A 23,315-nucleotide genomic window follows, 5' to 3' on the forward strand; every position below is an offset into this window, starting at 1 on the left:
GGAGAAACGTCTATGGCACTGTTTGAGCCAGGTCATTTACACATCGAGCGACACGCGTTGACCAAGGACGATGTCAGCTACGACGTGAAGCTCGACTATGAAGTCAGCAAAAATGATAAAGGGGTGAAAGGAATTCAGTTCACCCTGCATGGCAGCATGCAAGGGAAGGACATGAAAGAGGCCTTCTTTCTGCCCAAGGAGGAGGCTTACAACTTCGCCAGAAACGTGACAGCGATCGCCGAGAAGTACGGCATTCCAAAGACCCATAGCCAGATCGGCTCGGTACACAAACATTACGACTTGATGTTTGAAGACATACGCAAGCAGTTGGACATGAAATCCGGCGACCCGGTAGATATCAAAGACTTCGAGTAATCCACTGCCCCCTGTGGGAGCGAGCCTGCTCGCGCCCACAGGGGTTCTGTGTTGCCCGCAAATCCTGCACCGAATTTCACCTTATCCCCTGCGCCAAGGCATACTTGCCACCCTCCGCACTTCAGAACACTGAACCACCCCATGCGTATCCACGTCAGCTTCATCGACCGCGTCGGTATTACCCAGGAAGTCCTGGCCCTGCTCGGTGGGCGCAACCTCAATCTGGATGCGGTGGAGATGGTGCCGCCCAACGTTTACATCGATGCCCCGACCCTGAGCCCGCAAGTCCTCGAAGAGCTGCGCGATGCGTTGTTCAGCGTGCGCGGTGTGCAAGCGGTGACGGTGGTCGACATCCTTCCCGGCCAGCGCCGGCACCTGCAACTCGATGCCTTGCTCGCGGCCATGACCGACCCGGTCCTGGCGCTGGACAGTGCCGGCAAAGTGTTGCTGGCCAACCCGGCCTTGATCGCGTTGTACGGTCGTGAACCGGCGGGCGAAAGCATCGCCGACCTGTTTGCCGACCCGGCACTGCTCGACGCCCTGCTTGAGCATGGCTTTCGCCTGCCGCTGCGGGAAATCACCGTCGACGGTCAGACATTGCTGCTGGACGCCACGCCGATCACCGACGCGGGCGCCCTGTTGACCTTGTATCAACCCAACCGCATCGGTGAACGCCTCTCGGCGCTGCACCATGACCATGCCGAAGGGTTCGATGCGCTGCTGGGCGAGTCACCCGTCATCCGCACCCTCAAGGCGCGCGCACAACGGGTCGCGGCACTCGATGCGCCGCTGCTGATCCAGGGCGAAACCGGCACCGGCAAAGAACTGGTGGCACGGGCCTGCCACGCCAGCAGCGCTCGGCACAGTTCGCCATTCCTCGCGCTCAACTGCGCGGCATTGCCAGAAAACCTCGCCGAAAGCGAACTGTTCGGCTATGCCCCCGGCGCCTTCACGGGTGCGCAACGGGGCGGCAAACCGGGGCTGATGGAACTGGCCAACCAGGGCACGGTGTTTCTGGATGAAATCGGCGAGATGTCGCCGTACTTGCAGGCCAAACTGCTGCGTTTTCTCAATGACGGCAGCTTTCGCCGCGTTGGCGGTGATCGCGAGGTGAAGGTCAATGTGCGGATTCTCAGCGCCACCCACCGCGACCTGGAAAAAATGGTCAGCGAGGGCAGCTTTCGCGAAGACCTGTTCTATCGCCTCAATGTGCTCAACGTTGAAGTCCCGCCGCTGCGCGAACGCGGCCAGGACATTCTGTTGCTCGCCCGCTATTTCATGCAGCAGGCCTGTGCACAAATCCAGCGCCCGGTCTGTCGCCTGGCACCGGGCACCTACCCGGCGTTGCTGGGCAATCGCTGGCCGGGCAACGTGCGGCAATTGCAGAACGTGATCTTCCGTGCCGCGGCGATTTGCGAAAGCACGCTGGTCGACATCGGCGACCTCGACATCGCCGGCACCTCGGTGGCGCGCCAGAACGACAGCGAAGTCGACAGCCTGGAACAGGCCATGGAATCGTTTGAAAAAACCCTGTTGGAAAAACTCTATATCAGCTACCCCTCGACCCGCCAACTGGCCAGCCGCCTGCAAACTTCCCACACGGCGATTGCCCATCGGTTGCGCAAGTACGGCATACCCAACAAGCCCTGAGCTTGTGGCGGGATCACAATCCCCCAAACACCACAGCCCCCTGTAGGAGCCGAGCTTGCTCGCGATGGCGGTACTTCAGTCACCTTTGATTTCGACTGAAGTACCGCCATCGCGAGCAAGCTCGGCTCCTACAGGGTCCATGTTCAAAAACGACCTCCATCTGTACTGAAAGCGCTACAGCGGAACGATATCGCTACACCCCTCCCCGATCACGGCTGTGCAAGGCTTTGATCCACCTCGGCTTTCTCCCCCGTCTCCGACCGTATCGATTTCGCTACACGCGATGAATTCAACCAATCTGCAAAACGTCATAAGTCATTGATAAATAACGGCTAAACCAACATTGGCCGTGTTCTTGCTATGTAGTCCTCATAACCAGGGCTTTGCCCAAGCATTCAATAGCGTCCACCAGACGAGTCTGGCCCCCCTTAGGAGTTCACATGAGCGAGTTGCGTTTTACTGAAGACCACGAATGGCTGCGCACCGAAGCTGACGGCAGCGTTACTGTCGGCATCACCGCTTTCGCACAGAACGCCTTGGGCGACGTGGTTTTTGTACAACTGCCTGAGCTGCAGTCCTATGACAAAGGCGCCGAAGCCGCCACCGTGGAATCGGTAAAAGCCGCCAGCGGCGTGTACATGCCACTGGACGGCGAGGTGCTGGAAGTGAACCCGGCGCTGGACAGCAGCCCTGAACTGGTCAACGAAGATCCGCTGGGCGAAGGCTGGTTCTTCCGCTTCCAGCCAAGCGACGCCTCGGCGGTCGCCCAATTGCTCGATCAGGATGCCTACGACCGTCTGATCAAAGCCAACGCCGAAGCCTGAGGAGCGCTGACATGACCCAAGTGAATCTGACCACCGCCAACGAATTCATCGCCCGCCATATCGGCCCTCGCGCCGGTGACGAGCAAGCCATGCTCAACAGCCTCGGTTTCGACTCCCTGGAAGCCCTGAGCGCCAGCGTCATTCCCGACAGCATCAAAGGCACCAGCGTCCTGGGCCTGGAAGACGGCCTGAGCGAAGCCGATGCCCTGGCGTCGATCAAAGCCATCGCCGGTAAAAACCAGCTGTTCAAGACTTACATCGGCCAGGGCTACTACGGCACCCACACGCCATCGCCGATCCTGCGCAACCTGCTGGAAAACCCGGCCTGGTACACCGCCTACACCCCGTACCAGCCAGAAATCTCCCAGGGCCGTCTCGAAGCGCTGCTGAACTTCCAGACCCTGATCAGCGACCTGACCGGCCTGCCGATTGCCAACGCTTCCCTGCTTGACGAAGCCACCGCCGCTGCCGAAGCCATGACCTTCTGCAAACGCCTGAGCAAGAACAAGGGCAGCCACCAATTCTTCGCTTCCGTGCATTGCCACCCGCAAACCCTCGACGTGCTGCGCACCCGTGCCGAGCCGTTGGGCATCGAGGTTGTCGTCGGTGACGAACTCGAACTAACCGACGTGACGCCGTTCTTCGGCGCGCTGCTGCAATACCCGGCCAGCAACGGTGACGTGTTCGATTACCGCGCGCTGACCGAACGCTTCCACGCGGCCAACGCACTGGTCGCCGTAGCGGCCGACCTGCTGGCCCTGACCGTGCTGACCGCACCGGGCGAATTCGGTGCCGACGTGGCCATCGGCAGCGCCCAACGCTTCGGCGTACCGCTGGGCTTCGGCGGCCCGCACGCGGCGTACTTTTCCACCAAAGATGCGTTCAAGCGTGACATGCCGGGCCGTCTGGTCGGTGTTTCCGTGGACCGTTTCGGCAAGCCGGCCCTGCGCCTGGCCATGCAAACCCGCGAGCAACACATCCGTCGCGAGAAAGCCACTTCGAACATCTGCACCGCGCAAGTGCTGCTGGCCAACATCGCCAGCATGTACGCCGTGTACCACGGCCCGAAAGGCCTGACCCAGATCGCCAATCGCGTGCATCACCTGACGGCGATTCTGGCCAAAGGCTTGAGCGCACTGGGCCTGACCGTTGAACAAGCCAGCTTCTTCGACACCCTGACCCTGAACACCGGCGCCAATACCGCCAGGCTGCACGATCAGGCGCGCGCCCAGCGCATCAACCTGCGCGTGGTCGATGCTCAGCGTGTGGGCCTGTCGGTCGACGAAACCACCACCCAGGCTGACATCGAAACCCTGTGGAGTATTTTCGCCGACGGCAAGACCCTGCCGGACTTCGCCGCCCTCGCAGCGGTAGTGCAGAGCACCATTCCTGCGTCGCTGGTGCGCCAATCGCCGATCCTCAGCCACCCAGTGTTCAACCGCTACCACTCGGAAACCGAGCTGATGCGCTACCTGCGCAAGCTGGCCGACAAAGACCTGGCACTGGACCGCACCATGATCCCGCTGGGTTCGTGCACCATGAAACTCAACGCCGCCAGCGAAATGATCCCGGTGACCTGGGCTGAATTCGGTGCCCTGCACCCGTTCGCCCCGGCCGAGCAAAGCGCCGGTTACCAGCAACTGACCGACGAACTGGAAGCGATGCTGTGCGCCGCGACTGGCTACGACTCGATCTCGCTGCAACCGAACGCCGGTTCGCAAGGTGAATACGCCGGTCTGCTGGCCATTCGCGCCTATCACCAGAGCCGTGGCGAAGACCGTCGCGACATCTGCCTGATCCCGTCGTCCGCCCACGGCACCAACCCGGCCACCGCTAACATGGCTGGCATGCGCGTCGTCGTCACCGCTTGCGATGCTCGCGGCAACGTCGACATCGAAGACCTGCGCGCCAAGGCCATCGAGCACCGCGAACACCTCGCTGCGCTGATGATTACCTACCCGTCGACCCACGGCGTGTTCGAAGAAGGCATCCGCGAGATCTGCGGCATCATTCATGACAACGGCGGCCAGGTGTACATCGACGGCGCCAACATGAACGCGATGGTCGGCCTCTGCGCACCGGGCAAGTTCGGCGGCGACGTGTCGCACTTGAACCTGCACAAGACCTTCTGCATTCCGCACGGCGGTGGCGGCCCGGGTGTCGGCCCGATCGGCGTGAAATCGCACCTGACCCCGTTCCTGCCGGGCCACGCCCAGATGGAACGCAAGGAAGGCGCAGTCTGCGCAGCACCGTTCGGCAGCGCGAGCATTCTGCCGATCACCTGGATGTACATTTCGATGATGGGTGGTGCGGGCCTCAAGCGCGCTTCGCAGCTGGCGATCCTCAATGCCAACTACATCTCCCGTCGCCTGGAAGAGCACTATCCAGTGCTGTACACCGGCAGCAACGGCCTGGTGGCGCACGAATGCATCCTCGACCTGCGTCCATTGAAAGACAGCAGCGGCATCAGTGTCGATGACGTCGCCAAGCGCCTGATCGACTTCGGCTTCCACGCGCCGACCATGTCGTTCCCGGTGGCTGGCACGCTGATGATCGAGCCGACCGAAAGCGAATCCAAGGAAGAACTGGACCGTTTCTGCGACGCCATGATCCGCATCCGCGAAGAAATCCGCGCTGTGGAAAACGGCACGCTGGACAAGGACGACAACCCACTGAAAAACGCTCCGCACACCGCAGCAGAGATCGTTGGCGAGTGGACCCACCCGTACAGCCGTGAGCAAGCGGTGTATCCAGTTGCCTCGCTGATCGAAGGCAAATACTGGCCACCGGTCGGTCGCGTCGACAACGTCTTCGGCGATCGCAACCTGGTGTGCGCCTGCCCGTCGATCGAAAGCTACGCTTAAACGAATGAGGGGGCGGGTTTACTCGCCCCCGCGTTCAAGAACACCGCTTATCCCTGTGGGAGCAAAGCTTGCTCGCGATAGCCGTTACACGGTCTATCTGATGAACCGGGTCATCGTTCATCGCGAGCAAGCTTTGCTCCTACGGCTCACGTTGCACCTATAACAAGAAACCGGAGAACAACCATGTCGTTAAGCGTGTTCGACCTGTTCAAGATTGGCATCGGCCCCTCCAGCTCCCACACCGTCGGTCCGATGCGCGCCGCCGCACGCTTCGCCGAAGGTTTGCGCCGTGAAGGTCTGATGGCTGCCACCACCTGCGTCAAAATCGAGCTCTACGGTTCGCTCGGTGCCACCGGCAAGGGCCACGGCAGCGACAAGGCTGTGTTGCTCGGCCTCGAAGGCGAACACCCGGACACCGTGGACACCGAAACCGTTGCTGCGCGCTTGCAAGAAATTCGCGGTAGCGGGCGCTTGAACCTGCTCGGCGAACACAGCATTGCGTTCAACGAGAAAGAACACCTGGCGATGATTCGCAAACCGTTGGCCTATCACCCCAACGGCATGATCTTTCGCGCGTTCGACGCGGCGGGCCTACAGATCCGCAGCCGCGAGTACTACTCGGTCGGTGGTGGTTTTGTGGTCGATGAAGACGCCGCCGGCGCCGACCGCATCGTCGAAGACGCCACGCCGCTGACCTTCCCGTTCAAAAGTGCCAAGGACTTGCTCAGTCATTGCACCACCTACGGCCTGTCCATCAGCCAGGTGATGCTGACCAACGAAAGCGCCTGGCGCCCGGAAGCGGAAACCCGCGCCGGCCTGTTGAAAATCTGGCAAGTGATGCAGGACTGCGTCGACGCCGGTTGCCGCAACGAAGGCATCCTGCCCGGCGGCTTGAAGGTCAAGCGCCGCGCCGCCGCCCTGCATCGACAATTGTGCAAGAACCCGGAATCGTCATTGCGCGATCCGCTGTCGGTGCTGGACTGGGTCAATCTGTACGCCCTGGCGGTCAACGAAGAAAACGCCAATGGCGGACGCGTCGTGACCGCGCCTACTAACGGTGCAGCCGGGATCATTCCAGCGGTTTTGCATTACTACATGCGCTTTATCCCGGGGGCCAATGAAGACGGGGTCGTGCGCTTTCTGCTGACCGCGGCGGCCATCGGCATTCTCTACAAAGAAAACGCCTCGATCTCTGGCGCCGAAGTCGGTTGCCAGGGCGAGGTCGGCGTGGCCTGTTCCATGGCCGCCGGCGCCTTGTGCGAGGTCCTTGGCGGGACCGTGCAGCAAGTGGAAAACGCGGCGGAAATCGGCATGGAACACAACCTGGGCCTGACTTGCGACCCGATTGGCGGGCTGGTGCAAGTGCCTTGCATCGAGCGCAATGCCATGGGCTCGGTGAAGGCCATCAATGCGGTGCGCATGGCGCTGCGTGGGGACGGTCAGCACTTCGTCTCCCTCGACAAGGTCATCCGCACCATGCGCCAGACTGGCGCCGACATGAAAAGCAAATACAAGGAAACCGCCCGTGGCGGTTTGGCGGTCAACATTATCGAGTGCTGATGCTCACGCGCATTGGCACACTTTTTCAGGAGCTGAATATGTCCACCGAACAATTGCTGAAAACCCCGTTGCACGCCCTGCACATCGAACTCGGCGCGCGCATGGTGCCGTTCGCCGGCTATGACATGCCAGTGCAATACCCGCTTGGCGTAATGAAAGAACACCAGCACACCCGCGATCAAGCCGGGCTGTTCGATGTTTCGCACATGGGCCAGATCCGCCTGACCGGCGCCAATGCCGCCAAGGCCCTGGAAACCCTGGTGCCGGTGGACATCATCGACCTGCCGGTGGGCATGCAACGCTACGCGATGTTCACCAATGAAACCGGTGGCATTCTCGACGACCTGATGGTCGCCAACCTCGGTAACGACGAATTGTTCCTGGTGGTCAACGCAGCCTGCAAGGATCAGGACCTGTCGCACCTGCGCAAGCACATTGGCGAGCAATGCACCATTGAGCCTCTGTTCGAAGAACGCGCCTTGCTGGCCCTGCAAGGTCCGGCCGCAGTCACCGTGCTTGCGCGCCTGACCCCTGAAGTGGCGAAGATGACCTTCATGCAGTTCACCCGCGTGAAATTGCTGGGCGTGGACTGCTTCGTCAGCCGTTCGGGCTACACCGGGGAAGACGGCTTCGAAATCTCCGTACCGGCCGCCAATGCCGAAGCCCTGGCACGCGCCCTCCTGGCCGAACCAGAAGTCGCCGCCATCGGCCTGGGTGCGCGCGACTCGTTGCGCCTGGAGGCCGGCCTGTGCCTCTACGGCCACGACATGAACACCGAGACCACCCCGATCGAAGCAAGCCTGCTGTGGGCCATCTCCAAGCCGCGTCGTGCCGATGGTGCGCGGGCCGGCGGCTTCCCTGGCGCTGAAACCGTATTCGCGCAACAACAAGGTGGTGTCAGCCGCAAGCGCGTGGGCCTGCTGCCTCAGGAACGCACGCCTGTGCGTGAGGGTGCGGAAATCGTCAACGAGGCTGGCGACATCATCGGCGCCGTATGCAGCGGCGGTTTTGGCCCGACCCTGGCAGGTCCTTTGGCCATGGGTTACCTCGACAGCGCCTACATCGCCATCGACACACCCGTATGGGCGATTGTCCGTGGGAAAAAGGTGCCTTTGCTTGTAAGCAAAATGCCATTTGTTGCACAACGCTACTATCGCGGCTGACTGACTGTTTCTATAAGTAACGCGGTTGCGTTAACAGTGCACTAATGTGTAACGCAACCGCCATAAAATAGTGCATGTCATTACCAATAAGCTTCGTTTATGAACGCTGCTTATAACGTTCTAAAACAATTGAGCAGCGACATAGAATAAGAAGGCTCTAGTGGATCGACTAGTGCGCTCAACCTGAGCAAAACCGGGCCTCTGACGGGGCTTGTTTTTTCTCCCATAGTTGGCGTAGAGTTTGTTCACTGTGTTTGCATGGGTCGCTTGGAATCGTGACCTGGGCAGTAGCCTACAAGTTAGCTACATCCCGTTCGACGTCTTCTTACTCTCCTGCAACCAGCCCCAGTACTCTTTCATGAGAAGGAGACTGTCATTAATTTTTGCGTCAAAGGAAATAAGAAATGTCCCAACGTCAGAGCGGTACCGTCAAGTGGTTTAACGACGAGAAAGGTTTTGGTTTTATCACTCCTGAAAGCGGTCCGGATCTGTTCGTACATTTCCGCGCCATCCAGGGCAACGGCTTCAAGAGCCTGAAAGAAGGCCAGAAAGTGACTTTCGTTGCCGTGCAAGGCCAGAAAGGCATGCAGGCTGACGAGGTTCAAGCAGAAGGTTAATCTTCTGTAACGAAAAAGCCCCTGATGCTGACATCAGGGGCTTTTTTGTGCGCGTAAATCCGTAAAATGGCTTCTTTTTTCTGCCCAGAGGCTGCCATGTCGAAACACCTGCTCAACCCCCAGGGCGACTTCCCCACCGCCCCCCTGGGTCGTCGCCTGGCAGCGATGTTCTATGACTTCCTGTTATGCACCGCCCTGCTGATCGTCACCAGCGGCATTTACAAGATGATCCAGATGGCCATCCTCGGCGAAGAAAAAATGCGCACCCTGACCGAAGCCGGCGCGCTGGACGGCGATCCATTGCTCTCGACGGTGTTGCTGTTTGTACTGTTCGGCTTTTTCGCCAAGTTCTGGACCTGGTCTGGCCAGACACTGGGCATGCAGGTGTGGTGCATCCGCGTACAGAACGCCGACGGCTCGTCCATCAGCCTGTGGCAGGCGCTGTTGCGGTTTGTAGTGTCGATAGCGTCCTGGCTATGTCTGGGGCTGGGTTTCTTCTGGTCGCTGTTCGACAAGCAGAAACGCAGTTGGCATGACATGTACTCCAACACTCAGCTCGTACAGATTCCGAAAAAAACCAAGTAGACCGCCAGATGCAAAAACGCCCCGACCAAATCGGGGCGTTTTTTTTAGCGGCCAGCGAATCAGGCGTTACCCGCCAGCTTCATTCGCGCAGCCTGAGTGAAGTCGAGCATGCGCTTCAATGGGCGAATCGCCTGCGGAATCAGCGCAGGATCGACAACGATCTCATTCGCCCCCTCTTTCAAGCTCTTCAGCAGGCGCTCAAGCGTGTTCATTGCCATCCACGGGCAGTGTGCGCAACTGCGGCACGCGGCACCGTTACCGGCCGTTGGCGCTTCGATGAAGACCTTGTCCGGGCACAGCTGCTGCATTTTGTAGAAAATGCCGCGGTCGGTGGCGACGATCAACGTCTTGTTTGGCAGGCTCTGCGCCGCCGCGATCAACTGGCTGGTAGAACCGACGGCATCCGCCAGTTCGATCACCGAGGTCGGGGACTCCGGGTGCACCAGAATCGCGGCTTCGGGGTACAGCGCCTTCATGTCTTCAAGCTGCTTGGACTTGAACTCCTCGTGAACGATGCAAGCACCGTCCCACAGCAGCATGTCCGCACCGGTCTGGCGCTGAATGTAGGTGCCCAGGTGTTTATCCGGGCCCCAGATAATGGTCTCGCCGTTGTCCATCAGGCTTTCGACGATTTCCAGTGCGCAACTGGAGGTCACCACCCAATCCGCCCGGGCTTTGACTGCCGCCGAGGTATTGGCGTACACCACGACGGTGCGTTCCGGGTGCTGATCACAGAACGCCGAAAACTCGTCTACCGGGCAGCCCAGGTCCAGCGAGCACGTCGCTTCGAGGGTGGGCATCAGCACACGTTTTTCAGGGGTGAGGATTTTCGCGGTTTCACCCATGAACTTCACACCGGCGACCACCACGGTTTTGGCCGGATGTGCGGCGCCGAAGCGGGCCATCTCCAACGAGTCGGAGACGCATCCACCGGTTTCTTCAGCCAATGCCTGAATGACCGGATCGCAATAGAAGTGGGCAACCAGCACCGCGTTCTGAGCCTTGAGCTCGGCGGCGATGGCGGCACGGTAATAGGCCTCTTCCTCGGCAGTCAGCGGTTTGGGCTGCTTGGCATCGAGGTGAGCCTGAACCAAAAGGCGTTCGGAAATCTGCGTCATGTTCGCAAGACCTGCAGGCGCATTTGCGCGAAAGTCGAGTATACACCCGGCTCCGACCCTTTCAGGGTACCGCCGGGAGAGTGAGTATTCATCAGGCACGGACAGCGTTGAAGCTGGGCAAGGCTACAGAATATCCCGCAGATGCAAAAGATGATTCTGACCTGGCCGACCTTAAATCGCGGGCAAAAAAAAATCCGGAAATCCTCACTTGCGTGGGCCTTCCAGACTTTTAAAACTGCTACAAAAATGGTGGGTCGTGTGGGATTCGAACCTACGACCAATTGGTTAAAAGCCAACTGCTCTACCAACTGAGCTAACGACCCGCTGTGTGGTGGCGCGTATAATACTGATTTTTAAGGACTATTCAACACCTAATTTGAAATAAATCAAAAATAAGGTGTTGGGTCGCTGATTCCGGCCGCCGCGAAGCCTTCTGCGCGCAGTCGGCAGCTGTCGCATTTACCGCACGCACGACCGTTATCGTCGGCCTGATAGCAGGAAACGGTCAGCCCGTAATTGACGCCAAGCTTCACGCCAGCCTCAACGATCTGTGCCTTGCTCAGGTTCTGCAGCGGCGCCTGAATGCGGAAGCCATTGCCCTCGACACCGGCCTTGGTCGCCAGATTGGCCATGCGCTCGAACGACTCGATGAACTCAGGACGGCAGTCGGGGTAACCGGAGTAATCCACCGCATTGACGCCAATAAAGATGTCACGCGCACCCAGCACTTCCGCCCAGCCCAACGCCAGCGACAGAAACACCGTGTTGCGTGCCGGTACGTAGGTCACCGGAATACCTTCGCCGAGCTCTTCAGGTATGTCGATGCTGCTGTCGGTCAGTGCCGAGCCGCCAATGCCGTTCAGGTTCAGACCGATCACCTTGTGCTCGACCACACCCAAGTCTCGGGCGACGCGTGCAGCGGCATGCAACTCGGCATGAGACCGCTGACCATAATCAAAGCTCATGGTGTAGCAGCTGTAACCTTCGGCGCGAGCCATGGCCACGACTGTCGCCGAGTCCAGGCCACCGGACAGCAGGATGACCGCACGTTTTTCAGCAGTGTTCGATTGTTCAGTCATTTCAGCGCCCCGGCTCGTCATTCCAAAGATATTTATGCAGCTGCAATTGCAAACGCACAGGCAGGTTGTCCGCCACGACCCAGTCCGCCAGATCCCGAGCATTCAGGTCATGGTGGCTTGGCGAGAACAGGACTTCACCGGCGCGCCGATCAAGACCGTACTGGATCAGCTTGGACACAGCCCAGTCGTAGTCTTCCCGCGAGCAGATGACAAACTTCACTTGGTCGTTGGGCGTGAGCAATTCGATATTTTCGTAGCGGTTGCGGTGTGCTTCCTTCGAACCCGGGGTTTTCAGGTCGACAACGCGACTGACCCGAGAATCTACTGCCGAGATGTCGAGCGCACCACTGGTTTCCAGTGACACTTCGTAACCGGCGTCGCACAACTGCTTGAGCAATGGGATGGCGTTAGGTTGTGCCAGTGGCTCACCACCGGTGACACACACATAACGCGGGCGAAAACCAGCCACTTGCTCGAGGATATCGTCGAGCGGGTGGATGGTTCCACCCGTGAAGGCATAGGCGCTGTCGCAGTATTGGCAACGCAATGGGCAACCGGTCAGGCGCACAAATACAGTGGGCAGCCCGGCAGTCCGCGTTTCACCCTGCAACGAGTAAAAAACTTCGGTGATTCTCAATGTGTCTTGCATAGTCGCCACGGGCATAACAGCTAAACAGGCTGTCCGCCTCCGTCAGGCACTTCAAGGAACCCCGCCACCGCGCAGATCCCAAAAAGCGTGTTTCATAAAAAGGGCGTGAATTCTAACGAAAAAACCCGCGACAAGCGCGGGTTTCTTCAAATCGGGTCAAGCCAGCTTACATGCGCTGCAAGTCTCGTTGCGCCAACTGAGCTGCGGAAGTCCCCGGATACTGGGATACAACCTGCTGCAGAATGCCCTTGACCTTGTCGGTGTGACCAAGGCGGCGTTCCACATCAGCGAGCTTGTACAACGAATCAGGCACTTTGGCGTGCTTTGGGTACAACTGTGAAACCTTGGCAAACGCTTGACCTGCACCTTGCAGATCGCCTTTGGCCAGGTTCACTTCGCCCAGCCAGTACTGGGCATTGCCCGCGTATTGGCTGTTCGGGTATTTGCGCAGGAATGCGGCAAAAGCCTGGCTGGCCTTGTCGAAATCCTTGGCTTTGATCAAGTCGAAGGCTGCGTCGTAATACAGCTTTTCCTTCGCCGGATCAGCCGGCTCGCTACCCGCGGCAGGTGCTTGAGCGGCAGCGGCTCCAGCACTTGCGCCGACGGCAGCACCAGGGGCGTTCAAATCACCACTGGTGGAAGAATTCTCAGAAGTCGCGGCAGGTGCAGCACCGGTTCCAATGCGCCGATCAAGATCCTGATATCGCTCCAGGTTCTCTTGCTTCATGCGCGCCACATCATTTTGCAGAACTTCAATCGCGCCTTGCTGGCGCTCGATCTGTTGCTGCATTTGTTGCAGTTGGTTGAACAGCTCGCCCTGTGCCGAGACAGGGGCCGAAACCCCTCCCCCGGCATAGGCGCCGTTCGTACCGTAACCTGCAGGCGGATAACTGCTCCCGCTATTGTTATAACCGGAGTTGTTATCGACCACAGGAACCGCAGCCCACACCGCAAGCGGTGCGAGACTGAGAGCCAAGACAGTTACAGCACGACGGCACGTTCGCATGACGAATTACTTACGCAGTTCGACGCGACGGTTTTGAGCCCAGGACTGCTCGTCGTTGCCGGTAGCAACTGGACGCTCTTCGCCGTAGGAAACCAGTTCCAGCTGAGCTGGGGAAACACCTTGCAGTACCAGGTAGCGTTGAACGGCTTTCGCACGACGCTCGCCCAGTGCCATGTTGTACTCACGAGTACCACGTTCGTCGGTGTTGCCTTCCAGAACAACGCGAGCGCCGTTTGCTTTCAGGTCTTTGGCGTGAATGTCCAGAGCGCGCATGGCTTCTGGCTTCAGGTCCGAGCTGTCGTATTCGAAGTAGAAAGTAGTGATAGCGCGCAGAGCAGCTTCTTCGCTCAGGGAACCGTCAACGGCACCAGTGTTTGCGCCATAACCAGCGTTTGGATCTACTGCGCCTTCACCGGCGTTGTCGCCGCCTTTGGACGAGCAACCTACAGCTACAGCCATGGCCAGAGCCAGCGCAGCAAATTTACCAAACTTCAGCATTTCCATCGTGAAACTCCTAATGAACCCCAATGTGTTAAGTACAACGTGTAGCGCCGCGTCAGTTCAGGTAAGGGGACCAGGAAGGTTCTCTGACTTCGCCTTGAGCGGTAGGAAGCGGGAGCCTTACGCGTCCATTAATGGACACGAGCATCAAGACTCCCCGGCCCTGCTGGCGGGTGGCGTAGATTACCATGGTGCCGTTGGGCGCAACAGTAGGCGACTCGTCCAGAGTGCTATCAGTGAGGATCTTTACACTACCTCGCTGCAAATCCTGGGCCGCCACCTTGAAATTGGTGAAACCATCCTGGCGGTGGATCATCACCAGGGTCTTTTCATCAGCCGACAGTTTAGGGTTGGCGTTGTAGTTACCCACGAAGGTCACACGCTCCGCACCGCCGCCACCGACGCTGGTTTTGTAGATCTGCGGCTTGCCGCCACGGTCGGAGGTGAAGTAGATGGTCGAGCCATCCTTACCCCAGAACGGTTCGGTGTTGATGCCGGGACCGTTGGTGACACGAGAGATCTGACGCGAACCCAGGTTCATCACATAGATGTCCGGGTTGCCGTCTTTGGACAGCACGAACGCCAGGCGATTGCCGTCCGGCGACCAGGCTGGCGCGCCATTCAGGCCTTCGAAGTTGGTGATCTGCTCACGGCGACCGGTGTCGATGTTCTGCATGAAAATGCGCGGACGCTTCTGCTCGAACGACACATAGGCGATGCGCTTGCCATCCGGCGCAAAACGCGGCGACAGGATTGGCTCGCGCGATTGCAGCAGGGTCACGGCACGGGCACCGTCATAGTCCGAACGTTGCAGCGTGTAACGCGTGTTCTTCTCGGAGAAACGCTCGGCCGTCACGTACAGCAGGCGAGTCGAGAACGCACCTTTGATACCGGTGAGTTTTTCAAACGACTGGTCGGAGATGTAGTGCGCCATGTCGCGCAACTGATCTGTACTGCCCGACACGCTGCCGGTCAGTACTTGCTGCTCGGTGGCAACGTTGAACAGTGCGTATTGAACCTGCAGGCGACCGCCCGCTGGAACGATACTGCCGACCATGATGTATTGGGCACCCACCGCCTTCCAGTCACGGAAAATGATTTCGCTGGCCTGGCTCGGCAAGCTGATCATGTTCTGCTTTGGAATCGGCGAGTAGTAACCCGAGTTGCGCAGGTCGTTACCGATGATTTCGGCCATGTCGTCCGGCAGCACAGCGCCGCCCTGGAACGCAAACGGCACGACTGCAATCGGGGTAGCCCGATCACTGCCGCTGGTGACCAGAATGTTTTTCTCATCCGCCATCGCCATCCCTGCCAGACAGCAGATAGCGACAAGCATTCCTCGTAGAAGGTTTCTCACGGGGCTAAATCCTCAGGCGTGAATGTCATCTTGAATGAACGATACGGAGCAAAATCACTCGGCTTCATTCCCTGCATTTCTGTCAAACGTCCAATATTCTTCACTGCCGCTACAGCAGACGCATCAAACGGACCGTCACCACTGGACTTGGCCACGCTGGCCGAAGTCACCGTACCATCCGGCAACATGCCGATTTGCAGCACGACTGTCATACCTTTGCGCGCCGAAGGTGGACGAGCCCAGCCTTCCGCCGCACGAACACGAATCAAATCATCGAAACTGCCGGCGACTTCGTCACCCTGTTCATCCGCCAAGGCCTGCTGGCGCTGCGGCGTGTCGGAAAGCAAATCTGCCAGGGCCTGAGCCTTTTTGTCTTCGGCGGATTTACGTGCTGCATCCTGCGATTTCTTCTTCGCAGCATCGGCAGCAGCTTTCTTCTTCGCATCTTCGGCGACTTTCTTCTTCGCCTCTTCAGCTTCAGCTTTCTTCTTGGCGTCTTCGGCGGCTTTCTTCTTCGCGTCTTCGACGATTTTCTTCTTCGCTTCTTCAGCGGCCTCTTTCTTGGCCTCTTCTTCAGCGGCTTTCTTGGCTTCTTCTTCGGCTTTCTTCTTGGCTATATCAGCCAATTGTTTCTCTTCGGCCTTTTTGGCTTCGGCGGTCTTCTTCGCTTCATCGGCTTTCTTGGCTTCATCAGCCTTTTTCGCCTCATCCGCTTTCTTCGACTCGTCAGCCTTCTTGGCTTCCTCGGCCTTTTGAGCCGCCTCTTCTTTCTTTTGTTCCGCAGCCTTCACCGCTTCCTGCTCGACCTTCTTCTGCTCCAGCTGTTCGACTTCGGTCTGGCGCGCAGCAGATTTCTGCGCCTCACCCGCAATCTTCTGATTGGTCTGGGTGGTCGCCCGACTTTTCGATTTCAGCTGGTACAGCGTCGCCTGGACAATTGGCTTGGCCGGCGGCAACTCAGGCGTGAAGGCAAAGCTGACAAACAGCATGCCGAACACCAGCACGTGCAAGCCAATCGCCCAGACACTAGGCCAGAAGTAGCTTTCCGAGGCTGTTGGCTCTCGTTGTTGCTGCATCAGGGCGCCTCGGTAATCAAGCCAACATTACCGACCCCGGCTTTCTGCAACCCGCCCATGGCGCCCATGACCGAACCGTAGTCGACGGTCTTGTCGCCGCGGATGAACACCTGAGTGCGCTTGCCGCCTTCAGTGCCGGCACGAATGATCTTGGTCACCGCGTCAGTCATCTGCGGCAAGGTCATGGCCTTGTCCTGCTGCTTTTCGGTGTCGACTTCGCTGCCAAGGTTCCAGTAGTAGGTCTTGTCAGCCTTGATCGAAATGGTCAGGACCTGGGTGTTGTTGTCCTGCGGCAAGGCTTCGCTGGAAACCTTGGGCAGATCAACTTTCACGCCCTGATTGAGCATCGGCGCGGTCACCATGAAGATGACCAGCAGCACCAACATCACGTCGATGTAAGGCACCACGTTCATCTCGGCAACCGGCTTGCGCTTTTTGCGAGCTCGAGCGATTAAAGCCATTGGAAATTACCTGCTTATTCTTCGCTGGTGTGCACTTTGCGGTGCAGGATCGCCTGGAATTCATCGGCGAAGGTGTAGTAACGGCCCAGCAGGGTTTCACTGCGAGCAGCAAAACGGTTGTAAGCGATAACGGCCGGGATGGCGGCGAACAAGCCGATCGCAGTTGCAATCAGTGCCTCGGCAATACCTGGCGCCACAGTGGCCAGGGTCGCTTGTTGGGCAGTGGCCAGACCACGGAAGGAGTTCATGATGCCCCAGACCGTACCAAACAGACCGATGTACGGGCTGACGGAACCTACGGTGGCGAGGAACGGCAGGCTCTGCTCGAGCTTCTCTTCTTCGCGGGAAATGGCAACGCGCATGGCACGGGCCACGCCTTCCATGACCGCTTCCGGATCGACACCTGGCTGCTGGCGCAGACGGGAGAATTCCTTGAAGCCGGCCCGGAAGATCTGCTCGACGCCCGAATCCGGATCAGGGTTGCTGCCGGCCTGGCGGTAGAGTTTGGACAGGTCGATACCCGACCAGAAGCGCTCTTCAAAGCTCTCCAGGGCACGTCGACCGGCGCGCAGCAGATTGCTGCGCTGAAAGATCATGATCCATGAGGTGACCGATGCGGCTACCAGGATCAGCATTACCAGTTGCACCACGATACTGGCATTGCTGACCAGGCTCCACATGGAGGAATGGTCGACGACGTTAGCTTCCACGCTTTATCTCCTGCTTTGAGTGTGTACCCGCGCCGCTCACGTCGGCAAAGGCCGCTCGTAGAGCTTCGGGAATGGCCCGGGGTTTCAAACTTTCAGTGCGCACACAGGCCACCAAAAACTGCCCTTCGCAGAGCAGCACATTATCCGTAGCCCGCCTGACCTGCTGCTTGAAGCGCAGGCTGACACGGTTCAATTCGATTACTTCAGCGCTTACCAGAAGCTCGTCGTCCAGTCGCGCCGGCGCGTGGTAACGCGCTTCGCTGGAATGCACGACAAACAACAGGTCCTCCCCTGCCAGCGCCGATTGGGCAAAGCCCAGATCCCGGAGCCGCTCGGTTCGAGCCCGTTCCATAAACTTGAGGTAATTGACGTAATACACGATGCCGCCCGCATCGGTGTCCTCGTAATAAACGCGACAACGATGTACGAACGGCTCAAGCCCGTTTTGCGCGCGCATACTCTAGTGCTTACTCCTCAGGTTGCCAATCCGGCCAGGCAACTGTTTTTCATTGATCTGCGGCTTTGCGGCAAAAGTACGGTCCTGGGACCGCACAAAAGCCGAATATATCAGCGCGCAAAGGATATTAATCGTCAACGGCATCCAGGAACTCGTCTACCACGGGCATTTCACCCAATCGTGACGGAATATTTAAACCGAAGTGCAAATACGCATGCCGGGTGACAACTCGCCCCCGAGGGGTGCGCATGATGTAGCCCTGCTGGATCAGATACGGCTCCAGCACATCTTCGATGGTGTGGCGTTCTTCGCTGATGGCGGCGGCCAGGCTATCCACCCCGACCGGCCCACCGTCGAACTTCTCGATCATGGTCAGCAGCAGGCGCCGGTCCTGATGATCGAAGCCACGCTCGTCGACATCCAGCAGATTCAAGGCGAGATCAGCGATCGGCTTGGTAATGTGCCCCTTGGCACGAACTTCGGCGAAATCGCGCACTCGGCGCAGCAGGCGATTGGCAATACGTGGCGTACCGCGAGCACGCCGGGCGATTTCAAACGCACCCTCCGGGTCCAGCGGCAAGCCCAGTATGTTCGCCGAACGGCTGACAATCGTTGCCAGGTCCGCGGTGCTGTAGAACTCCAGGCGCTGGACGATGCCGAAGCGATCGCGCAGCGGGTTGGTCAGCATACCGGCACGCGTTGTTGCGCCCACCAGGGTGAACGGCGGCAAATCAAGCTTGATCGAACGCGCGGCCGGGCCTTCGCCGATCATGATGTCGAGCTGGAAATCCTCCATGGCCGGGTACAGCACTTCTTCGACAATCGGCGACAGGCGATGGATCTCGTCGATGAACAGCACGTCATGGGGTTCAAGATTGGTCAACAACGCGGCCAGGTCACCCGGACGCTCGAGGACCGGCCCTGACGTGCTCTTGATCGACACGCCCATTTCCTGGGCGATGATGTTCGCCAGCGTGGTCTTGCCCAAACCGGGCGGACCGAAAATCAGCGTGTGGTCCAGAGACTCGTTGCGCCCACGCGCGGCCTGGATGAACAACTCCATTTGCTCGCGAACAGTCGGCTGGCCGATGTATTCGGCCAGGCTGACAGGACGAATCGCCCGGTCCTGGACTTCCTCGCGGTCACGAGGACCGGGGGTGGCGGCAATCAGACGATCGGCTTCAATCACTTAAATCATTCCCTTCAGGGCACGACGAATCAGGTCTTCACTGCTCAAGCCTTTCTCCTTGATCGCAGAAATCGCCTTGCTGGCTTCCTGAGGCTTGTAGCCCAGGGAAATCAGCGCGCTGACCGCGTCGTTTTCGGCGGTAGCCACCGGAGCTGGCGCGTCCGGCCCGCCAGGCTGGTTTGGCACCAGCGCGAACATCGTCGGCACGGTTTCCCAGGCCTTGAAGCGGTCCTTGAGTTCCACCAGCAAACGTTCGGCCGTCTTCTTGCCCACGCCCGGCACCTTGGTCAGCGCCGAGGTGTCCTGGGACTGCACGCAACGGACCAGCTCATCGACTTCCAGACTCGACATCAACGCCAGCGCCAATTTTGGCCCGACACCATTGAGACGGATCAACTCGCGAAAAAAGTCTCGCTCTCGCTTGCTGGCGAAACCATAGAGTAACTGCGCGTCTTCGCGTACGACCAAGTGGGTGTGCAAGGTCAGCGGTTCACCGACCGACGGCAAGCGATACAACGTGGTCATGGGCACCTCCAACTCATACCCCAGACCGTTTACATCCAGAATCAGGTGCGGCGGCTGTTTTTCAGCCAGTGTGCCGCGCAAGCGTCCAATCACGTTTCAGATCCTTGAGCGTTGGCCAGATCAATGCCTGGCGACCGACAGAGCGAGGGGTCGCGTCGACGACACAGACACGAAAAACCTCATTCCGCAAAAAATGATTGCTGATGCTATCAGAGACGCAAGCGCCCGCCACGACTGCGTGCCGCGCCAAGGCCATGGGGTAACAGACTGGACCGGGTATGCGCATGGCAAATGGCGATGGCCAGGGCATCCGACGCATCGATTTGCGGCTTGCTGGTCAGTTTCAGCATGTGCATGACCATCATCTGCACTTGTTCTTTATTCGCCGCACCGGTGCCGGTCACGGCTTGTTTGACCTGGGTTGCGGTGTACTCGGCTATTTCCAGGTTTTCTTCGGCACCCGCCACAATCGCCGCACCCCGGGCCTGACCCAGCTTCAGCGCGGAGTCTGCGTTGCGTGCCATAAAGACCTTTTCGATGCCCATGGTCACAGGACCATAGGTCTGAATGACTTCCCGCACGCCCCGATAGACGATTTGCAGACGCTCGTGCAATTCGCCAGAGCCGGTTCGAATGCAACCCGATGCCACATAAACGCAGCCACGGCCGGTATCGCGTACCACGCCATAACCGGTGATGCGCGAACCGGGGTCGATACCAAGGATTAAAGTCATAACGCCTGCGGGTTCAGTGAAAGCACGATATTCAATTCAGCGAATAACAATTGTGGGAGCTGGCTTGCCTGCGATGGCATCACCTCGGTCTGTCTGATACACCGAGGTGATGCCATCGCAGGCAAGCCAGCTCCCACATTAAATCCTAGTCGCCCTTAACCCAGCTGTGCAGCCACCGACTCCGGAATGTCCGCGTTGGAGTAGACGTTCTGCACGTCATCCAGGTCTTCAAGCATGTCGATCAGCTTGAGCACCTTCTCGGCGCCTTCCAGGTCCAGCTCGGCGCTGGTAGTGGGCAGCATCACGATTTCTGCGTCTTCACCTTTGAAACCGGCCGCTTCCAGCGCATTACGCACGGAATAGAAACCGGCAAACGAAGTGAATACATCGATGGAGCCGTCTTCATGGGTAACCACGTCATCGGCATCGGCTTCCATGGCCGCTTCCATCAAGGCATCTTCGTCAACGCCTGGGGCGAAGGAAATCTGCCCTTTGCGCTCGAACAGATAGGCCACGGAACCGTCGGTGCCGAGGTTGCCACCACATTTACTGAAAGCGTGGCGAACCGCGGCGGCGGTGCGATTACGGTTGTCGGTCATGCACTCGACCATCACCGCCACGCCACCCGGGCCGTAGCCTTCGTAGGTCAGCTCGACCATGTCGTCGGTGTCGGCAGCACCGGCACCGCGTGCGACCGCGCGATCGATGATATCGCGGCTCATGTTCGCGCCAAGGGCCTTGTCCAGCGCCAGACGCAAACGCGGGTTGGAACCCGGGTCACCACCGCCCTGACGGGCAGCAACGGTCAGTTCACGAATCCACTTGGTGAAAATCTTGCCCTTCTTGGCATCCTGACGTTCTTTGCGGTGCTTGATGTTCGCCCACTTGGAATGACCCGCCATAACTCGCTCCGAATTCTCTTTGAAACATTGCCCGCCACAGATTGTCGGCCAGCAACAAAAAAATCTCGACCTAAAGAAAAGGCGCATCCGGCAAGGATGCGCCTTTGCGGTCAGCCTTACTCAGCCTTTGGCGTTTCGCGCAGGCGAATGTGCAATTCGCGCAGTGCCTTGGCATCAACCTGACCCGGTGCCTGAGTCATGACGTCTGCCGCGCTCTGGGTTTTCGGGAAGGCGATCACTTCACGGATCGACTGGGCGCCGGTCATCAGCATCACCAGACGATCCAGACCGAAGGCCAGGCCACCGTGCGGCGGTGCGCCGTACTTCAGGGCGTCGAGCAGGAAGCCGAACTTCTCTTCCTGTTCCGCTTCGTTGATTCCCAGCAGGCGGAATACGGTCTGCTGCATTTCCTTGCGGTGGATACGGATCGAACCGCCACCCAGCTCAGTGCCGTTCAGCACCATGTCGTAGGCACGGGACAGAGCGGTCGCCGGGTTGGCTTCCAGTTCTTCCGGGGTGCACTTCGGCGCGGTGAACGGGTGGTGCAAGGCAGTGAAGCTGCCGTCGTCGTTTTCTTCGAACATCGGGAAGTCGACGACCCACATTGGCGCCCACTTGCAGGTCAGCAGCTCCAGGTCGTTACCTACCTTGATCCGCAGCGCGCCCAGGGCCTCGCTGACGATCTTGGCTTTGTCAGCACCGAAGAACACGATGTCGCCGTCAACCGCGCCAACGCGATCCAGGATCACATTGAGGTTGGCTTCAGGGATGTTCTTCACGATTGGCGATTGCAGGCCTTCGACGCCTTTGGCGCGCTCGTTGACCTTGATGTACGCCAGGCCCTTGGCACCGTAGATGCCGACGAACTTGGTGTAGTCGTCGATCTGCTTGCGCGGCATGCTCGCAGCGCCTGGAACGCGCAACGCGGCAATGCGGCATTTCGGGTCGTTGGCCGGGCCGCTGAACACCTTGAAGTCGACTTCTTTCAGTTGATCTTCAACGTCAACCAGTTCCAGCGGGTTACGCAGGTCTGGCTTGTCGGAACCGTAACGACGCATGGCTTCTGCGAAGGTCATGTGCGGGAAGTCGCCGAATTCCAGGTCCAGCACTTCCTTGAACAGGTTGCGGATCATTTTTTCGGTGATGCCCATGATCTCGTTTTCATCGAGGAAGCTGGTCTCGATGTCGATCTGGGTGAACTCAGGCTGACGGTCGGCACGCAGGTCTTCGTCGCGGAAGCACTTGGCGATCTGGTAGTAACGGTCGAAGCCAGCCACCATCAGCAGTTGCTTGAACAGCTGTGGCGATTGCGGCAAGGCGAAGAACGAACCGGCGTGAGTACGGCTCGGCACCAGGTAGTCGCGAGCACCTTCAGGGGTCGCGCGGGTCAGGATCGGCGTCTCGACGTCGAGGAAGCCGTTCTCGTCGAGGAAGCGACGGATGCTGGTGGTCATGCGCGAACGCAAACGCAGCTTCTCGGCCATTTCCGGGCGACGCAGGTCAAGGAAGCGATAGCGCAGGCGGGTTTCTTCGCCGACATCGGAGAACTCGTTCAGCGGGAACGGCGGGGTTTCCGACTCGTTCAGCACTTCCAGTTCGTAGCCGAGGACTTCGATCATGCCCGACGCCATGTTGGCGTTGGTCGCACCAGCCGGGCGCAGGCGAACCTTGCCGGTGATCTTCACGACGTACTCGCTGCGCACGCGATCGGCGGCGGCGAAGGATTCAGCGCGGTCCGGGTCGAACACTACCTGGGCCAGACCATCACGATCACGGATATCGAGGAAAATCACCCCACCGTGGTCACGGCGACGGTGGACCCATCCGCAAAGGGTAATTTCCTGGCCGTCCAGGCTTTCGTTCAGTTGGCCGCAATAATGGCTGCGCATCATGGTAGTGGTTTCACTTCTCGT

At 59.0% G+C, this 23,315-nt stretch carries 23 protein-coding genes and 1 tRNA gene; 8 read left to right on the forward strand and 16 right to left on the reverse strand.

Annotation, left to right across the window (positions count from 1 at the left end; all coding sequences use genetic code 11):
- Window positions 1-12: 12 nt before the first annotated feature.
- The 8 genes from LOY55_RS23790 to LOY55_RS23825 all read left to right on the forward strand — a co-directional run bounded on the left by LOY55_RS23790 (window position 13) and on the right by LOY55_RS23825 (window position 9,638).
- Window positions 13-375, forward strand: a complete 363-nt coding sequence (locus LOY55_RS23790) for a DUF5064 family protein (protein ID WP_109785077.1) — start codon at window positions 13-15, stop codon at window positions 373-375.
- A 141-nt stretch (window positions 376-516) separates the two neighbouring features.
- A complete protein-coding gene (locus LOY55_RS23795; RefSeq protein ID WP_046032051.1) occupies window positions 517-2,025 on the forward strand; it encodes a sigma-54-dependent transcriptional regulator in 1,509 nt (502 codons plus the stop codon).
- Between the two features lie 440 nt (window positions 2,026-2,465).
- Entirely contained in the window at window positions 2,466-2,849 is a 384-nt protein-coding gene (gcvH, locus tag LOY55_RS23800; RefSeq protein ID WP_046032052.1) for a glycine cleavage system protein GcvH, read from the forward strand.
- An 11-nt stretch (window positions 2,850-2,860) separates the two neighbouring features.
- Window positions 2,861-5,713 (forward strand): aminomethyl-transferring glycine dehydrogenase, encoded by a 2,853-nt coding sequence (gcvP, locus tag LOY55_RS23805; protein ID WP_258666965.1) that lies wholly within the window; start codon window positions 2,861-2,863, stop codon window positions 5,711-5,713.
- Window positions 5,714-5,896: 183 nt separating this feature from the next.
- The gene (locus LOY55_RS23810) at window positions 5,897-7,273 is read left to right on the forward strand and encodes an L-serine ammonia-lyase (RefSeq protein ID WP_109785076.1); all 1,377 of its coding nucleotides are present in this window, start codon (window positions 5,897-5,899) and stop codon (window positions 7,271-7,273) included.
- Window positions 7,274-7,311: 38 nt separating this feature from the next.
- A complete protein-coding gene (gene gcvT / locus LOY55_RS23815) occupies window positions 7,312-8,436 on the forward strand; it encodes a glycine cleavage system aminomethyltransferase GcvT (RefSeq protein ID WP_258666966.1) in 1,125 nt (374 codons plus the stop codon).
- A 404-nt stretch (window positions 8,437-8,840) separates the two neighbouring features.
- Entirely contained in the window at window positions 8,841-9,053 is a 213-nt protein-coding gene (locus tag LOY55_RS23820; RefSeq protein WP_007934683.1) for a cold-shock protein, read from the forward strand.
- Between the two features lie 96 nt (window positions 9,054-9,149).
- A complete protein-coding gene (locus LOY55_RS23825) occupies window positions 9,150-9,638 on the forward strand; it encodes an RDD family protein (RefSeq protein ID WP_109785075.1) in 489 nt (162 codons plus the stop codon).
- Between the two features lie 59 nt (window positions 9,639-9,697).
- On the opposite strand, the gene nadA is transcribed toward LOY55_RS23825, so the two are convergent.
- The 16 genes from nadA to aspS all read right to left on the reverse strand — a co-directional run bounded on the left by nadA (window position 9,698) and on the right by aspS (window position 23,294).
- Window positions 9,698-10,756: a quinolinate synthase NadA gene (gene nadA, locus LOY55_RS23830; RefSeq protein WP_258666967.1), complete on the reverse strand. Its 1,059-nt coding sequence runs from the start codon at window positions 10,754-10,756 to the stop codon at window positions 9,698-9,700.
- Window positions 10,757-11,003: 247 nt separating this feature from the next.
- A tRNA-Lys gene (locus tag LOY55_RS23835) sits at window positions 11,004-11,079 on the reverse strand.
- A 63-nt stretch (window positions 11,080-11,142) separates the two neighbouring features.
- A complete protein-coding gene (queC, locus tag LOY55_RS23840) occupies window positions 11,143-11,835 on the reverse strand; it encodes a 7-cyano-7-deazaguanine synthase QueC (protein ID WP_046032058.1) in 693 nt (230 codons plus the stop codon).
- A 1-nt stretch (window position 11,836) separates the two neighbouring features.
- The gene (gene queE / locus LOY55_RS23845; RefSeq protein WP_258666968.1) at window positions 11,837-12,484 is read right to left on the reverse strand and encodes a 7-carboxy-7-deazaguanine synthase QueE; all 648 of its coding nucleotides are present in this window, start codon (window positions 12,482-12,484) and stop codon (window positions 11,837-11,839) included.
- A 166-nt stretch (window positions 12,485-12,650) separates the two neighbouring features.
- A complete protein-coding gene (ybgF, locus tag LOY55_RS23850; RefSeq protein WP_258666970.1) occupies window positions 12,651-13,490 on the reverse strand; it encodes a tol-pal system protein YbgF in 840 nt (279 codons plus the stop codon).
- A gap of 6 nt (window positions 13,491-13,496) precedes the next feature.
- Window positions 13,497-13,994: a peptidoglycan-associated lipoprotein Pal gene (pal, locus tag LOY55_RS23855; protein WP_258666971.1), complete on the reverse strand. Its 498-nt coding sequence runs from the start codon at window positions 13,992-13,994 to the stop codon at window positions 13,497-13,499.
- A 52-nt stretch (window positions 13,995-14,046) separates the two neighbouring features.
- Window positions 14,047-15,327, reverse strand: a complete 1,281-nt coding sequence (gene tolB / locus LOY55_RS23860) for a Tol-Pal system beta propeller repeat protein TolB (RefSeq protein ID WP_263295831.1) — start codon at window positions 15,325-15,327, stop codon at window positions 14,047-14,049.
- 17 nt (window positions 15,328-15,344) lie between these two features.
- A complete protein-coding gene (tolA, locus tag LOY55_RS23865; RefSeq protein ID WP_109785072.1) occupies window positions 15,345-16,424 on the reverse strand; it encodes a cell envelope integrity protein TolA in 1,080 nt (359 codons plus the stop codon).
- The gene (gene tolR, locus LOY55_RS23870) at window positions 16,424-16,876 is read right to left on the reverse strand and encodes a protein TolR (RefSeq protein ID WP_161807482.1); all 453 of its coding nucleotides are present in this window, start codon (window positions 16,874-16,876) and stop codon (window positions 16,424-16,426) included. Before tolR ends, tolA begins: the two co-directional genes overlap by 1 nt.
- Window positions 16,877-16,899: 23 nt before the next feature.
- Window positions 16,900-17,595 (reverse strand): protein TolQ, encoded by a 696-nt coding sequence (gene tolQ / locus LOY55_RS23875; RefSeq protein ID WP_008147369.1) that lies wholly within the window; start codon window positions 17,593-17,595, stop codon window positions 16,900-16,902.
- The gene (ybgC, locus tag LOY55_RS23880; RefSeq protein WP_007945841.1) at window positions 17,585-18,052 is read right to left on the reverse strand and encodes a tol-pal system-associated acyl-CoA thioesterase; all 468 of its coding nucleotides are present in this window, start codon (window positions 18,050-18,052) and stop codon (window positions 17,585-17,587) included. Before ybgC ends, tolQ begins: the two co-directional genes overlap by 11 nt.
- Before the next feature lie 127 nt (window positions 18,053-18,179).
- Window positions 18,180-19,241: a Holliday junction branch migration DNA helicase RuvB gene (ruvB, locus tag LOY55_RS23885; RefSeq protein ID WP_008027785.1), complete on the reverse strand. Its 1,062-nt coding sequence runs from the start codon at window positions 19,239-19,241 to the stop codon at window positions 18,180-18,182.
- Window positions 19,242-19,859: a Holliday junction branch migration protein RuvA gene (gene ruvA, locus LOY55_RS23890; protein WP_109785070.1), complete on the reverse strand. Its 618-nt coding sequence runs from the start codon at window positions 19,857-19,859 to the stop codon at window positions 19,242-19,244. It lies immediately after the preceding gene.
- A gap of 116 nt (window positions 19,860-19,975) precedes the next feature.
- Entirely contained in the window at window positions 19,976-20,500 is a 525-nt protein-coding gene (gene ruvC, locus LOY55_RS23895; RefSeq protein ID WP_046032063.1) for a crossover junction endodeoxyribonuclease RuvC, read from the reverse strand.
- 155 nt (window positions 20,501-20,655) lie between these two features.
- On the reverse strand, window positions 20,656-21,402 hold the full coding sequence (locus LOY55_RS23900) for a YebC/PmpR family DNA-binding transcriptional regulator (protein WP_046033287.1): 747 nt from the start codon (window positions 21,400-21,402) through the stop codon (window positions 20,656-20,658).
- 116 nt (window positions 21,403-21,518) lie between these two features.
- Window positions 21,519-23,294, reverse strand: a complete 1,776-nt coding sequence (aspS, locus tag LOY55_RS23905; RefSeq protein ID WP_077431376.1) for an aspartate--tRNA ligase — start codon at window positions 23,292-23,294, stop codon at window positions 21,519-21,521.
- Between the last annotated feature and the right edge of the window lie 21 nt (window positions 23,295-23,315).

The sequence above is a fragment of the Pseudomonas sp. B21-040 genome (assembly GCF_024748695.1).
Lineage (GTDB): Bacteria > Pseudomonadota > Gammaproteobacteria > Pseudomonadales > Pseudomonadaceae > Aquipseudomonas.

Bases quoted from the DNA above. Each gene is read 5' to 3' on its own strand.
- LOY55_RS23810 (WP_109785076.1), top strand. From the start codon at position 5,897: ATGTCGTTAAGCGTGTTCGACCTGTTCAAGATTGGCATCGGCCCCTCC.
- ruvC (WP_046032063.1), bottom strand. From the start codon at position 20,500: ATGACTTTAATCCTTGGTATCGACCCCGGTTCGCGCATCACCGGTTAT.
- LOY55_RS23825 (WP_109785075.1), top strand. From the start codon at position 9,150: ATGTCGAAACACCTGCTCAACCCCCAGGGCGACTTCCCCACCGCCCCC.
- ybgF (WP_258666970.1), bottom strand. From the start codon at position 13,490: ATGCGAACGTGCCGTCGTGCTGTAACTGTCTTGGCTCTCAGTCTCGCA.
- tolA (WP_109785072.1), bottom strand. From the start codon at position 16,424: ATGCAGCAACAACGAGAGCCAACAGCCTCGGAAAGCTACTTCTGGCCT.
- gcvH (WP_046032052.1), top strand. From the start codon at position 2,466: ATGAGCGAGTTGCGTTTTACTGAAGACCACGAATGGCTGCGCACCGAA.
- nadA (WP_258666967.1), bottom strand. From the start codon at position 10,756: ATGACGCAGATTTCCGAACGCCTTTTGGTTCAGGCTCACCTCGATGCC.
- LOY55_RS23900 (WP_046033287.1), bottom strand. From the start codon at position 21,402: ATGGCGGGTCATTCCAAGTGGGCGAACATCAAGCACCGCAAAGAACGT.
- gcvP (WP_258666965.1), top strand. From the start codon at position 2,861: ATGACCCAAGTGAATCTGACCACCGCCAACGAATTCATCGCCCGCCAT.
- ybgC (WP_007945841.1), bottom strand. From the start codon at position 18,052: ATGCGCGCGCAAAACGGGCTTGAGCCGTTCGTACATCGTTGTCGCGTT.
- queE (WP_258666968.1), bottom strand. From the start codon at position 12,484: ATGCAAGACACATTGAGAATCACCGAAGTTTTTTACTCGTTGCAGGGT.
- LOY55_RS23795 (WP_046032051.1), top strand. From the start codon at position 517: ATGCGTATCCACGTCAGCTTCATCGACCGCGTCGGTATTACCCAGGAA.
- LOY55_RS23820 (WP_007934683.1), top strand. From the start codon at position 8,841: ATGTCCCAACGTCAGAGCGGTACCGTCAAGTGGTTTAACGACGAGAAA.
- queC (WP_046032058.1), bottom strand. From the start codon at position 11,835: ATGACTGAACAATCGAACACTGCTGAAAAACGTGCGGTCATCCTGCTG.
- pal (WP_258666971.1), bottom strand. From the start codon at position 13,994: ATGGAAATGCTGAAGTTTGGTAAATTTGCTGCGCTGGCTCTGGCCATG.
- tolB (WP_263295831.1), bottom strand. From the start codon at position 15,327: ATGCTTGTCGCTATCTGCTGTCTGGCAGGGATGGCGATGGCGGATGAG.
- LOY55_RS23790 (WP_109785077.1), top strand. From the start codon at position 13: ATGGCACTGTTTGAGCCAGGTCATTTACACATCGAGCGACACGCGTTG.
- aspS (WP_077431376.1), bottom strand. From the start codon at position 23,294: ATGATGCGCAGCCATTATTGCGGCCAACTGAACGAAAGCCTGGACGGC.
- gcvT (WP_258666966.1), top strand. From the start codon at position 7,312: ATGTCCACCGAACAATTGCTGAAAACCCCGTTGCACGCCCTGCACATC.